12 protein-coding genes and 1 other RNA gene are annotated in these 13,136 nt (G+C 59.3%); 11 read left to right on the top strand and 2 right to left on the bottom strand.

Going from position 1 to position 13,136, the window contains the following annotated elements:
• Positions 1 to 9: 9 nt before the first annotated feature.
• A complete protein-coding gene (gene smpB, locus HMPREF2993_RS03395) occupies positions 10 to 513 on the top strand; it encodes an SsrA-binding protein SmpB (protein ID WP_046647497.1) in 504 nt (167 codons plus the stop codon).
• Positions 514 to 523: 10 nt separating this feature from the next.
• Positions 524 to 880, top strand: coding sequence for a DUF488 domain-containing protein (locus HMPREF2993_RS03390; RefSeq protein WP_070547139.1), 357 nt, complete (start codon positions 524 to 526; stop codon positions 878 to 880).
• Here HMPREF2993_RS03390 and HMPREF2993_RS03385 read toward each other — a convergent pair.
• Entirely contained in the window at positions 877 to 2,148 is a 1,272-nt protein-coding gene (locus HMPREF2993_RS03385) for an SLC5/6 family protein (protein ID WP_070547140.1), read from the bottom strand. The genes HMPREF2993_RS03390 and HMPREF2993_RS03385 overlap by 4 nt on opposite strands.
• Before the next feature lie 211 nt (positions 2,149 to 2,359).
• Here HMPREF2993_RS03385 and ssrA point away from each other — a divergent pair.
• Positions 2,360 to 2,739: a transfer-messenger RNA gene (gene ssrA, locus HMPREF2993_RS03380) on the top strand.
• Between the two features lie 58 nt (positions 2,740 to 2,797).
• Here the strand turns inward: ssrA and HMPREF2993_RS03375 are convergent.
• Entirely contained in the window at positions 2,798 to 3,865 is a 1,068-nt protein-coding gene (locus tag HMPREF2993_RS03375) for an LLM class flavin-dependent oxidoreductase (protein ID WP_070700995.1), read from the bottom strand.
• A gap of 201 nt (positions 3,866 to 4,066) precedes the next feature.
• Here HMPREF2993_RS03375 and HMPREF2993_RS03370 point away from each other — a divergent pair, with 201 nt between their 5' ends.
• The 8 genes from HMPREF2993_RS03370 to HMPREF2993_RS03335 all read left to right on the top strand — a co-directional run bounded on the left by HMPREF2993_RS03370 (position 4,067) and on the right by HMPREF2993_RS03335 (position 12,755).
• Positions 4,067 to 4,717, top strand: coding sequence for a DJ-1/PfpI family protein (locus HMPREF2993_RS03370; protein WP_070700992.1), 651 nt, complete (start codon positions 4,067 to 4,069; stop codon positions 4,715 to 4,717).
• Between the two features lie 181 nt (positions 4,718 to 4,898).
• Positions 4,899 to 5,384: a GNAT family N-acetyltransferase gene (locus tag HMPREF2993_RS03365; protein WP_070530305.1), complete on the top strand. Its 486-nt coding sequence runs from the start codon at positions 4,899 to 4,901 to the stop codon at positions 5,382 to 5,384.
• 301 nt (positions 5,385 to 5,685) lie between these two features.
• Positions 5,686 to 7,356 carry an AbgT family transporter gene (locus HMPREF2993_RS03360; RefSeq protein WP_070700990.1) on the top strand — a complete coding sequence of 557 codons (1,671 nt, stop codon included), beginning with the start codon at positions 5,686 to 5,688 and terminating at the stop codon, positions 7,354 to 7,356.
• A 4-nt stretch (positions 7,357 to 7,360) separates the two neighbouring features.
• A complete protein-coding gene (locus tag HMPREF2993_RS03355; RefSeq protein ID WP_070700988.1) occupies positions 7,361 to 8,710 on the top strand; it encodes a M20 family metallopeptidase in 1,350 nt (449 codons plus the stop codon).
• A gap of 171 nt (positions 8,711 to 8,881) precedes the next feature.
• The gene (locus HMPREF2993_RS03350) at positions 8,882 to 9,913 is read left to right on the top strand and encodes a siderophore ABC transporter substrate-binding protein (RefSeq protein ID WP_070700986.1); all 1,032 of its coding nucleotides are present in this window, start codon (positions 8,882 to 8,884) and stop codon (positions 9,911 to 9,913) included.
• A gap of 39 nt (positions 9,914 to 9,952) precedes the next feature.
• Positions 9,953 to 10,948: an ABC transporter permease gene (locus tag HMPREF2993_RS03345; RefSeq protein ID WP_369816129.1), complete on the top strand. Its 996-nt coding sequence runs from the start codon at positions 9,953 to 9,955 to the stop codon at positions 10,946 to 10,948.
• A gap of 35 nt (positions 10,949 to 10,983) precedes the next feature.
• On the top strand, positions 10,984 to 12,003 hold the full coding sequence (locus HMPREF2993_RS03340) for an iron chelate uptake ABC transporter family permease subunit (protein WP_070509566.1): 1,020 nt from the start codon (positions 10,984 to 10,986) through the stop codon (positions 12,001 to 12,003).
• The gene (locus HMPREF2993_RS03335) at positions 12,000 to 12,755 is read left to right on the top strand and encodes an iron ABC transporter ATP-binding protein (protein WP_070509567.1); all 756 of its coding nucleotides are present in this window, start codon (positions 12,000 to 12,002) and stop codon (positions 12,753 to 12,755) included. Before HMPREF2993_RS03340 ends, HMPREF2993_RS03335 begins: the two co-directional genes overlap by 4 nt.
• The last annotated feature ends 381 nt before the right edge of the window (positions 12,756 to 13,136 follow it).

Raw genomic sequence — 13,136 nt, 5'->3', positions numbered from 1 at the left:
GTGCGAACTATGGCGAAGAAGGCAAAGAAGAAAAAGGCGGCCGTCGACAATAACTCGACCTTGGCCACCAACCGACGTGCCCGCCACGACTACACCATTCTCGACACCCTAGAATGCGGCATGGTGCTCGTGGGCACCGAAATTAAGTCGATGCGCGAAGGCAAGATCTCGTTGGCAGACGCCTTCGCCACCATCGACGACGGCGAGGTCTACATCCGCAACCTTCACATCCCGGAGTATTCCCAGGGCACGTGGACGAACCACTCACCCAAGCGCACACGTAAGCTGCTGCTGCACCGCCGGGAGATTGACAAGCTTATGGGCCAGGTGCGCGATGGCAATAAGACGCTGATTCCGCTCAAGGTGTACCTGAAGAATGGCCGCGCCAAGTGCGAGCTCGGCTTGGCCAAGGGTAAGCAGGACTATGACAAGCGCGAGGCGATTAAGCGCCGCGACCAGGACCGCGACATTACCCGCGAGCTGGGCCGGCGCGTAAAGGGGATTAACGCCTAACCTGGAAGCCATGATTTATACGGCTAAGGTTCATGACGTTATTCGGGAAGATGAGCAGCCGCGTGGGGCAGCGGTGCTCGTCGATAAGCTCTGGCCCCGTGGCGTGGCCAAGGAGCGTCTGTCCTATGACCACTGGTTCAAAAGTGTCGCGCCCAGTCCGGAATTGCGTAAGTGGTGGGGGCACGATGCCGATGCCTTCGAGGAGTTTGCACGGCGCTACCGCGCGGAGCTCGACGAGAACGACGGCGAAGAGCTGGAGCAACTGTGCCAGCTTGCTGAGCTTGGCGACGTCACCCTACTTTTCGCCGCCAAGGACCGCGAGGTCAACCACGCCACTGTGTTGAAGGCGTGGTTAAAGGAGAGCTAGGCGAATAGCCCCCAAATGGTGGCGCCGACGGCGATGAGACCCGTGATGACGACGAAGACGTTGCTGGCACGGCCGCGGAATTGCTTGAGCGCGTCGATGCGGTGGATGGCATACATCGGCAGCAGGTAGAGAATCGAGGCGATGAAGGGGCCGCCGATGGCCTCAATGAGGCCCAGGATCGACGGATCGATAATGGCCACGATCCACGCACAGACAAAGATGATGCCGTGCATGATGGAATTGAGTTGTTTCTCCGAGAGCTTCTCGGTGGCGCGCGGAGCGGCGCTGCGTAGCAGGAAGTTGCCGCCCTCGGTAGCTCCCAGCACGTGCCCGAAGTAGGAGGAAATAATTGCGATCATCGCGATGATCGGGGAGAGGAAAGCCAAGACCGGAACACCGGTGACGTTGGCCAGGTAAGACAGGACCGGCAGGTTTTGCTCGCGGGCCTCGGCGAGGCCGTCCGCACCAAGCGTGAGAGTGCAGGACCACACGAAGAACATGGTGAAGACAGTGAGCAGGATTGCGGTTAGGGCCAGCGCGCGCGAGGCGTTCTCGGAGCTCTTCTCGCGGCCGTGTGCGGCGACCATGGCCAAGGAGAACTGGGAAATCGCGGGGGAGTGGTTAAAGGAGAATACCAGCACGGGGATGATGAGGGCGACAGCACCGACGACGCGCCAATCACTGTTGCCCACCTCCATGAAGGAGGCGATATCCCAGCGCGGGATGAGGTAGATGGACAGTGCGCCGAGGCAGAAGATTAGCGGGTAGACCAAGAACTGCGTAACGGCCAGCACCATACGTTGGCCAAAGGCGAAGACGATGGTCATGATGCCCACGAGGAGGAAGGACAACAGCGGGCGTGAAATCGTGGGTCCATTTAATTGGTTGACGATGAAGCTGTTGACCGTATTGGTGATCGAAACGCCATAAATGAGGACGATGGGAAAGATGGCGCAGAAATAAATCACCGAAATGATAAAACCTGCGCTCTTGCCGAAATAGTCCGTGACCACTGCGGTGATGTCCTCGCCCTGGCGTGGTGACGCACAAATCATGCGGGCCAGACCGCGGTGGGAGAAGTATGTCATCGGCCCAATCAGAATCGTGGCCGCGAGGAGGGGCCAGAAGCCGAAACTGCCCGCGTTGATGGGGAGGAAAAGAATGCCGGCGCCTACGGCGGTGCCGAAGAGCGAGATGGCCCACTCGGTGTTGCTTGCTGGGCGTTTAGCGTCTTCCGGGGAACTGGTGGTTTCGGTATGTGTGCTCACTTTGCAGCCTTTAACAAAGTAGGAGTATCGGACTCACACACCTTAACAGCGTTTAAGTTGATGCTAATCACAAGGGGGTGCTTATGAAAGCTATGCCTCATGTGGCCTGGGGTGAAGCTTGCGGGAATAGGGGCAGGTGCAGTAGCGTTGAACGAACCGTAGGGCGCATAAAGATGCGTTCTGCGCAGCTTTCACAGCAATGTGTAAATGAGGGGTCGACTTGGTTTCGACTTCGTACATTGAGCCAGGGGAAGCGTGCCGGTGCAGGCTAGAGACCACCGTTAAGCGTCGTAGCAACCAATAAACGCAGAGAAGAACTCTCAGCGTGACTACGCCCTCGCTGCCTAATTACAGCGACGCGTGTCTGTCAGCCTAGGTTTCGTTCCTGACCTAGATCCTGGCATCGACTAAGGAACTTGCCTGACCGGTTTGTTGTTCGGCCGGTTGGGGACTTTGAGAGCAACTGGGCCCATCATCCGGAGCGAGTTTGCCCGAGCCGGAGGGCCGAGTAGAGATCCTGTGCAGACTGCGCACGGAGAAGCCCTGGCGAGGTGACGAAGGACCCGGGTTCAATTCCCGGCGGCTCCACAAATAGCAGCAAACCCGCTGGCCATAACGGCCAGCGGGTTTCTTGTGTGAAGGGGGCGGATTAGTCGATCGGGTAACCGGTGACCGGCCCCTCGGTGTTCGGCTGCCAGCCCAGCGCAGGGGCGACATGGGTTGCGAAGTTTTCGAGAATCTTCACGTTGACGTCCACACCCATGCCGGTCGGGATGGTGATCAGCAGGGTGTCGGCGGACATCACGGCCGGGTCGGCCTTGAGCTGCTCGATGAGCTTGTCAGGCTCGGCGGCATACGTGCGGCCGAAGGTGGAAGCACCGGCGTCGGGCAGCACGCCCACTTGGTCGGAGCCTGAGGCGTGCATGCCGAAACGTTGCATATCGGCGCCGTCCACGATGGGGAAGATGGAGCGGGAGACGGACACGCGCGGGGTCCAGTCGTGGCCTGCTTCCTTCCACGCGGCGCGGTAGCGGCTGATTTGGTCCGCCTGGATCTCACCCAAGGTCGCGGCGGTGGTCTCGGAAACCAAGGTGGAAGACATTAGGTTTAGTCCGTCCCTGGCGGTCTGCTCTGCCGAAGTGTGAGTGCCGGAGCCGTAGAAAATGTGCTTGCGCAGATCCGGTGCCATGGGGAAGACGGGGAGGGCAGAGCCGGGCTGGAACATATTCGGGTACTGGCGGTCGAGGGGTGCGGCGGTGGCAAACCCGTTGCCGTCCACCGCGGCCATGAACGCCTCGAGGTGGCCGCGCGCCACGTCCGCGCCGTTGGGGGCCTCGCCCTTGTAGCCGAAAGCCTCCCAGCCGCGCTCGGCAACCTCCGGGGCGCCGCGCGAGACGCCCAAGGCCACGCGGCCGCCGGAGAGCTGGTAAAGGGAGGCGGCCTCTTCGGCGAGGTAAAGTGGGTTTTCGTAGCGCATGTCGATCACGCCGGTACCCACCTCGATGTTCTTGGTGGTGGCGGCGACTGCGCCGAGTAGCGGCATCGGGGCTGAGGCTTGCGGTACGAAGTGGTGGACGCGGAAAGACGCGTTGTTCACGCCGATCTCATCTGCAGCCTGGGCGATTTCCAGGTGGATCTTCGCGACTTTTTCGGCGGACGGTCCGCGCTGGCGCCCGAATGCGTAGTGTCCGAAGCTTAAGAATCCGAATGCTTTCATTGGCTAAACACTCCTATTGGTGACGTATCAACAACCAGGGTAGAGTCCCATGAGCAGATTGTCACGGTCTAAGGCAGCTCCGCCAAAACTCCAATCAGAAAGTGCGCTATCTGGGGTCTCTTAGTGTGTGGAGCCGCCGGGAATTGAACCCGGGTCCCAGATGCTCGTCCGTGCTCATAGGGCCTGCTTTAGGATGGCCGCATGGATACCGAATCTCTCCGCATCGCTGTCGTCTTGTTTGAAGGCTTTGAGCTTCTCGACGTCTTCGGACCCGTCCAGCTGCTTCAAGCGGTGCCTGACATCACCGTGGTTTTCGCCGGGCCGACGGGCGAGCCAGTTGCAAGCTCGCAGGGCGTGGAAGTGGTGCCGACGATTTCTTATGGGCAGATTGGGCCGACCGACGCTCTCCTCGTTCCCGGCGGTAAAGGAACCCGGCAGCTCGTAGGGGACGAATCTTTTCTGTCGTGGCTTCGTGGGTTGGGCGCACAAGCACCGTGGGTTGCCTCCGTGTGCACGGGTTCTGCGGTATTGGCCGCGGCAGGGCTCTTGGAGGGCTACGCCGCGACGAGCAACAAGCGTGCCTTTGCGTGGGCGAGCTCCTTCGGGGAGTCCGTGACTTGGAAGCCCAAGGCGAGGTGGGTGCACGACCGTAATCGATGGACCTCCTCAGGCGTGGCGGCGGGCATGGACATGACGGTCGCACTCATTGAGTACCTCAGCTCCGAAGCTGTTGCCATCGACTCTGTCAACTTTGCGGAATACGAGCCGCATCGCGATTGCGAGTGGGATCCTTTCGCCCGGCTTTATGGGCTGGTGCCCTCGAGCGTTGACGACGCTGAATGCGGGGAGTGACGTCTGGGAAGCCGACGACGCTCACGGTAGATAAGGTGCTAAAAACGGTCGATTTTGGGCCACTATTTACCGTGAGTGTAGCGATGGGTGAAAAGCGCTCTTGGTGAGAGGGCGCTCGGAACTTCGTCGTCAGCAGAAGCGTTAATGTTCTAGTGACTGATCAAATCTTGCGTGGTGAACTATGGCGATAAAGATGCCTATCGACTTAAGGCCGCTTCGTGTCGAGGATGCTACCGAGATGGCTACTGTGCTTTCCAGCCGTGCCCTGTACACGTTTACGGGTGGTGAGCCGCCTTCTGCTGATGAGCTTGCGCGACGGTACGCGTTCCAAACCCGAGGCGGCTCGAGCGACGGTACCGAAGAATGGATCAATCTCATCGTCACCCTCGGTTCGAGTAAGCAACCGATAGGTTACGTCCAGGCGACTGTGCCCCGCAGCGGTGATGCGACGGAGATCGCATGGGTGATTGGGAAACAGTGGCAGGGGCATGGATACGCCAAGGAAGCCGTGAAACTGCTTAGCGCTTATCTTGCGGAGCGAGGCATTACGCATCTCATCGCTCATATCCATCCCGAGCACTTAGCCTCACAGCATGTCGCTGCCTATGCAGGGATGAGCCCCACGGCACAGGTCGTTGACGGCGAAGTCCGTTGGGAGCGCAGATAGTCTCCAACAAAATCGTGAAAAGCGAGCATCATTGCCAACTCAGGGCTAATGGACACCTCTCAGTGTTGTTCACGGTAGATAAGGGGCTAAAAACGGCGTCGATTTTGGGGCGCTATTTGCAGTGAGCGTAATGAGAATCCCGTGAGGGGTGTAGGGGCGCGGGGCGAAAGCGGAGGACGGCTGGCCGGGAAAATGTGACGAAGAAGGAAAATATTTGTTACCCAGGTTACATTCCCGTGGTAGCCTTTCTTCAACAGTGTGACGTGGAACACTGGGACTGACCCCTACGACAGGAGTACCCATGAACAGCCCATCCAATGCAGCGCCACAAGGCGGCGCTGGTACCACGGAGAAGTCGAAAGAAAATCCCGCCAAGGCTGAGCAAAAATCGAGTCAACAGTCCAGTGGGGGAATGCTGGATAAGTTCCTCAATGGTGTCGAGTACATCGGCAACAAGCTGCCGGAGCCCTTCACCATCTTCCTGATTCTTTTCCTGATCACAGGCGTTCTCTCCACCATCATGGCGAAGATGGGCGTCGAGATTAAGATTCCCGGATCGGATGAGATCCAGCCGGTCAAAGGCCTGTTCACCGGTGAGGGGCTCACGTGGTTCACCACCACAATGGGTGAGAACTACATCAACTTCCCGCCGCTGGTGACAGTGCTGCCCATCATGCTGGCAGTTGGCGTGGCGGAGCGCTCCGGAATGCTCTCGGCGTTGATTCGCAAGCTCTTCGGTTCCGCGAAACCGTGGCTGCTTCCGTACGCCGTCGGCGTTATCGGCGTGACCGCCTCCGTCATGGCGGATGCCGCCTTCGTCATCGTCCCGCCGCTGGCCGCCATGGTCTTCAAGGCTGCGGGCCGTCATCCGGTGGCGGGTCTGATCGGCGGCTTCGCCGCCGTGGGTGCGGGCTATTCCACCGCCTTGGTGCCAACTTCCCTGGACGCGCTCTTTGCCGGTATTACGACCGCGGTCATGGAGACCCTGCCGAATACTGAGTTCGCTCCGGTTAACGCCATGTCGAATTACTACTTTAACGTGGCTTCTTCCATCGTGCTCGGTGTGCTGGCCGGCTTCATCATCGACAAGGTGATCGAGCCGCGCATGTGGCAGCAGGAAGTTCCCACCGAGGAAGATATCGATCCTGAGGATGCCGCCGAGCGCGGTGACCGCGACGAGAATGGCGAAGAGCTCACCGCTGAGCTGCGCCCGGCCGAATCCAAGGGCCTCATCTGGTCCGGTGTGGCCACGGTCATCCTCACCGCCATCATTCTCTTCGCAGTCCTTCTGCCAGAATCGCCGTGGCGCAATGAAGAGGGTGGCTTCTTGCCCAAGTCCCCGCTGCTGAATTCCATCGTCTTCATCGTCTTCGCCTACTTCTTGGTGCTCGGCGTGGTCTACGGCAAGGTAGTCGGCACGGTCAAGGGCATCACCGATGTCGTGAACATGATGATCGGCGCGCTCAAGGACATGATGAGCTTCCTTATCCTGGCGTTCATCCTGGGCCAGTTCGTGGCTCTCTTCGCCTGGACCGGTATCGGCACCTTCACCGCGGTGAAGGGCGCTGCCTTCCTGGAATCCATCGGGTTGACGGGCTTCCCGGCCATCTTCGCCTTCATCGTCCTGGCGTCCTGCCTGAACCTGCTGATTATTTCTGGCTCCTCCATGTGGACGCTCATGGCCGCGGTCTTCGTGCCCATGTTTGCCCTGCTGGGCTATGAGCCGGCCTTCATCCAAGGCGCATTCCGCGTCGGCGATTCCGCAACCCAGATCATCACCCCGCTCAACCCGTACATGATCGTCATGCTCGGCTTCCTCCAGCGCTACGAACGCGAGGCAGGCTTGGGAACGCTGATGTCGCGCCTCGTGCCCTTCGTGGTCCCATTCTTTACCGCGTGGGCGATCTTGCTGGCCATCTGGTTCTACGTGGACCTTCCGCTGGGACCGGGCAACAACGTCATGATTGGTTAAGCGCATGAACCAACGCAACAATCCATCGACAGCGTATTTGGAAGCGATGGAGGAGGGCGTCGCCAAGCGCGTGGCGTCTGCAGCACCACCGGAAAAACAGGAAGAAGACTACCCAGGCCAAGCGAAGCTCTGGGACGCGGCGGCCGCGCGGGCTGAGGCCTTGCGGGAGAAGGCCGCGCACATCGTCGCGGACCTGCACGCTCACCCTGAAACGGCCTTCGAAGAACATCGTTCCATGGCGGTACTGGCGGACCTCGTTGAAGAGCACGGCTTCTCCACGCGCCGCGGGGTTTATGGCGTGGAGACCGCGTTCGAGGCCTCGTGGCAGAGTGCAGATTTCGACCCTGAACGGCATCCCACCGTGGCCATCCTGGCGGAGTACGATGCCCTGCCCCAGATCGGGCACGCGTGCGGGCATAACGTCATTGCCGCGGCGGGCGTTACTGGATTCTTGGCGGCTACTGCCGTGCTGGACGACGCCCCTCCCATGTCCGGCCGCATCCTCCTCCAGGGGACCCCAGCGGAGGAAGGTCATTCCGGCAAGGAATACATGATCCGCGGTGGCAGCCTCGACGGCGTGGATGCCGCGGTGATGATCCATGGCTTTGGCTATGACATTGGCGCGCATGCCTGGGTGGGTCGGCGCATCCTACGCGTGACTTATCGTGGCGTGGCCGCGCATGCCAGCTCCCAACCCTTCATGGGGCGCAATGCGCTTGATGCTGCGAGCCTGGCCTACCAGGGGATTGGGCTGATGCGGCAGCAAATGCCGCCCTCGGATCGGGTACACGCCATCATGAGCGGCGGCGATCGCCCCTCCATCATCCCGAGCGAGGCGGATATGACTATTTACGTGCGCTCGTTGGGGACGCGCACACTCATGGATCTGTCCGCCAGGGTGGAAGACATCGTTCGGGGCGCTGCACTTATGGCCGGTGTTGAGGTGGAGGTTGATTGGGATGAGCACCCGATGACCCTGCCCGTGCGCAACAACGCGGCGCTGGTGGAGCGGTGGTCGGCCACGCAGGCGCGCCGCGGACGCACCGCGCTGCCCGCTGGGACGGTGCCGGATACGGTGGCCGCCTCGACTGACTTTGGCAATGTCTCTCACCTCGTGCCCGGCCTGCATCCAATGGTGAAGGTATCGCCCACCGACGTGGCCCTGCACACGGAGGACTTTGCACGCTGGGCTGCCACGCTGCAGGCGGTAGATGCGGCCGTTGATTCGGCGGCAGGGTTAGCTCAGGTTGCCCTTGATTTCCTCGCGGATGCGGACTTCCGCCGCGCGGCACGGGAGGATTTCGATAGGGAAGGGCCAGTGGCGGTTGGCGATCTCATTGCTGAGGAGGGGTAGAAGCCCACACAATTGAAATGGCACGTCACGGGGCATCGGTCGGCGGCCGGCTACCCCCGTCGTGAATTAGGAAACATCAGCATGCTTGAAAGGTAAGCTTTACTTGAGTTAGGTTAGGCGCTGCCCTTATTTGCCAACTGTGGTTAGCCACACCTAATATGCAAGGAAGCTATGTTTAACCTTTCTCGCCGTGCCGCGGGCACGACCGCCGCTAAATTTGCCGCTACTCTCTCGGTGGCAGCGCTTGCCCTCACTGGCTGCTCTTCCAGTCAGTCTGAGGAGACCGCTGAGCCGACCGAATCCGCGGCGGCAGGCGCGTCCACCATCACCGTGGAAGATAATTTCGGTTCAAAGGAAGTCACCCTGCCGGTGGAGAACCCTGCGGTGACGGATAACCGCGCTTTTTCTGTCCTGGCGCAGTGGGATATCGACCTTGCTGCCGCGCCGCTGCCGCTGGTCCCGAAGTCCTTGCGTGACACCTACAACGAGGACACGGTCGAGGTTGATCTGGGCTCCCACAAGGAGCCGGACCTTGAAGGTTTGGTAGCTGCAGAGCCGGACGTCGTGTGGAATGGCCAGCGCTTCGAGCAGTACCAAGAGGATATTGAGAAGCTGCTCGAGGATGTCCCAGTGCTTGATTTCGAGCCGCGTGATGACGAAGATTTCTTCGACGAGCTCAAGCGCCACACTGAAGCGCTGGGCCAGGTCTTCGGCCACGAAGAGGATGCTGCGCAGCTCATTGAAGATTTCGACGCCGCTGCTGAGCGTGCTAAGAAGGCCTACAACCCAGAGCAGAAGGTCATGGCTGTGAACACCTCTGGCGGTGAAATTGGATACATCGCTCCCGGCATCGGGCGTGTGTACGGTCCGGTCTTTGAGCTGCTTGGCTTGACCCCGGCCCTGGAGGTCGACAATGCTTCCGATGACCACGAGGGCGACGATATCTCTGTCGAGGCCATTGCTCAGTCCAACCCCGATTGGATCCTCGTCATGGACCGCGATTCCGCTATCTCCAAGGAAGGCCAGGATGTCACCCCGGGGGAGAAGCTGGTCAAGGACAACGCGGCGCTGAAGAACGTCACCGCTGTGAAGGAAGGCAACGTGTACGTGGCACCGAATGACACCTACATTGATGAGTCCATCATTACCTACACCGAGATCTTGAACGCGCTTGCCGACGCCTTCGAGAAGGCCAACGCCTAACCATTCTTCGGCAGCGAAGGAGGAGACTAAACCGTGACGGTGAAGAGCAGTGCCTCGGCCAAGCGCTCAGCCGGAGGCCCGCGCAACTCCCGCGAGCCTGTGCTGACCTGGAAGCTGGGCCTCGGCGTGCTCGGCGTCGTCACGCTTCTGGTCCTTTCCCTCATGGTGGGGGAGTACAGCATCCTCGATAATGAGGACGGCTGGGCGATGTTCTTCACCACCCGCGTACCGCGTACCGTGGCGCTCGTTTTAGCGGGCGCTGCGATGGCAATGAGCGGTTTGGTCATGCAGCTGCTGACCCAAAACCGCTTCGTGGAACCCACGACGACGGGAACCACCGAGTGGGCCGGGCTGGGCCTGCTCTTTTCGTTGATTCTTTTCCCGCACTCATCGGTGCTGGTGAAAATGGTCATTTCGGTGTTCTTTGCGTTCGTGGGAACCATGGTGTTCTTCGCGTTCCTGCGCCGCGTGGCGCTGCGCTCCTCACTCATCGTGCCGATTATTGGCATTATGTTGGGCGCTGTTGTCAGCGCAGTATCCTCCTACGTGGCGCTAGCGACGGATACCTTGCAGCAGCTTGGAATTTGGTTCATGGGATCCTTTACTTCCGTCTACGAAGGCCAATACGAGGTCCTGTGGATCGTCCTGCTGGTTTTGGTGGCGGTATATTTCTACGCTGACAAGCTCACCGTCGCTGGGCTAGGGGAGGATATTGCCACCAATATTGGTCTGAACTACCAGCGGATGATTCTGCTGGGAACCGGACTCATCGCCGTGGCGACGGGCGTTGTCACCGTCGTCGTTGGCTCCCTGCCGTTCCTTGGGCTCATCGTTCCCAACGTAGTGAGCATGTTGCGCGGTGATGACCTGCGCTCCAACCTGCCGTGGGTCTGCCTGCTCGGCATTGCCACGGTGACCTTGTGTGACCTAATTGGCCGCACAATTATCTCTCCGTTTGAGATGCCCGTATCGGTCATCCTGGGGATTGTGGGTGCTATCGTGTTCGTCGTCTTGATCGTGAGGTCGACCAAGTGAGGGTAAGTATCTCTATCCCTGCGACGAAGGAACCTGTGCAAGCATCTCGTGCCCGGCGAAGCGTCGGCAGTTTTCAATCCGCGGCTGCAGCACGTAAATACTGGATTATTCTTGGCGCTTTGATCGTCGCCGGGCTGGTCTTTGCTTTTGGATTGTTGGCCTACGACAACCCCATGGAGTTCGGTACCCGCAAGTGGTGGCTCATTGCGCGTCGCCGCGCTGATGCGGTGACCGCCATGGCGATCGTCGCAGTATGCCAGTCCGTGGCAACGGTGGCTTTCCATACCGTGACGAATAACCGGATCCTTACTCCTTCGATCATGGGATTTGAGTCCCTGTACGTTGCGATTAATACAGCCACGGTTTTTTTCCTTGGTGCCGCTGGCCTGACCCAGGCCCGCAACATGGGAACCTTCCTTCTGCAGCTCGTGCTCATGGTGGGCCTGTCCCTCGTGCTGTACTCCTGGCTGCTGACCAGCCGACGCAACAACATGCATGCGATGCTTCTCGTGGGCATCATTATCGGTGGTGGCCTCGGTTCGCTGTCGACGTTTATGCAGCGCATGCTCACCCCCAGCGAATTCGACGTACTCACCGCGCGGCTCTTCGGTTCCGTTAACAACGCGGAGAGCGAGTACTATCCCATCGCCATCCCGCTGGTTCTCGCGGTGACGCTGCTAATGTTCCTGAACTCCCGACAGCTCAACGTGTTGGCCTTGGGACGCGATGCCGCAACGAATCTAGGTGTTAATCACAAGGTCAATGCAATCTACACGCTGATTTTGGTCTCCATTCTCATGGCGACGAGCACCGCGCTCGTTGGGCCCATGACCTTCCTTGGCTTCCTTGTGGCAACTCTGGCCTACCAGGCAGCCGAGACTTATGACCACCGCTTCCTCTTTCCGATGGCGGTTGCCACAGCCTTCGCTGTTCTCACCGGCGCTTACTTCCTCATGCAGCACGTCTTCTATGCGCAGGGCGTGGTCTCCATCATTATTGAGCTAGTGGGCGGCAGCGTCTTCCTTCTGGTCATTCTGCGAAAGGGCAAGCTGTGATCAAGCTTTCCAAAGTGTCCAAGTCCTACTCCGGCGAGACCAACATCGGCCCCATTGATCTGGAGATCCCCTCCGGCGGCATCACTGCGTTGATCGGCCCCAACGGTGCGGGCAAGTCCACGATGCTGACGATGATTGGCCGGCTTCTCGACGTCGACGAAGGCACCATCGAGGTCGCCGGTTATGACGTGTCCTCCACGAACTCGCAGGACTTGGCGAAGATCCTTTCCATCCTGCGCCAGGAAAACCACTTCATTACGAAGCTGACCGTGCGCCAGCTGGTGAGCTTCGGCCGTTTCCCTTACTCCAAAGGGCGTTTGACCACGGAGGATGAAGAGGTGATCTCGCGCTACATCGACTTCTTCCGCCTAGGAGAATTAGAGAATCGTTACCTGGACGAGCTGTCCGGCGGGCAACGCCAACGCGCGTACGTGGCGATGGTGCTCTGCCAGGAGACGGACTACGTGCTTCTCGACGAACCCCTCAACAACCTGGACATCTCTCACTCTGTGGAGATGATGAAGCATTTGCGAAAGGCCGCCAAGGAATTTGGCCGGACGATCATCATCGTCCTCCATGACATCAACTTTGCCGCTCGCTACGCCGACTACATCTGTGCGGCCAAAGACGGAAGCATCGTTGCCTTCGGGGGACCGGAGGAGATCATGCGCGATGAGGTCCTCACACCCATCTTCGAAACTCCAATCACAGTTATTGATGGCCCGGATGGGCTGTTGGCCTGTTACCACTAGCTATTAACATTCAGGTGGACTGCCTGACAGCCAGAAAACCGCCCCAGGAAGAGTGCCAAAAGGTGCTCTAGCTGGGGATTTGTTGTTTGTTGGGGGTGTGCGTATATTTATCGAAGTCGCCGCGAGGTAGCCGGGAGGTTAACTGGTGGTAGATGTTCGGGCAATGTTTGTTCGGCGGGTTTGACTTTGGTTGAGCTTGTTGGGTAAGGTTGTTCGGGCCGCCGCAAGAGGGTTAACGTTTGGTTAATTTTTGTTGGGGTGTGCGGATGATGTTTGAGAACTCAATAGTGTGCCAATGTACTTTTTGTGTTGGTTGATTTTATCATTTTGGCTGCGATACGTCGTATGCGTATCGCGGTTGGTGTATGCCGGATGGCGCTT

This window comes from Corynebacterium sp. HMSC068G04, from assembly GCF_001814885.1.
Lineage (GTDB): Bacteria > Actinomycetota > Actinomycetes > Mycobacteriales > Mycobacteriaceae > Corynebacterium > Corynebacterium hiratae.
Note: the sequence above shows the minus strand (reverse complement) of the source record. Positions and strands in the feature narration are given on the sequence as shown.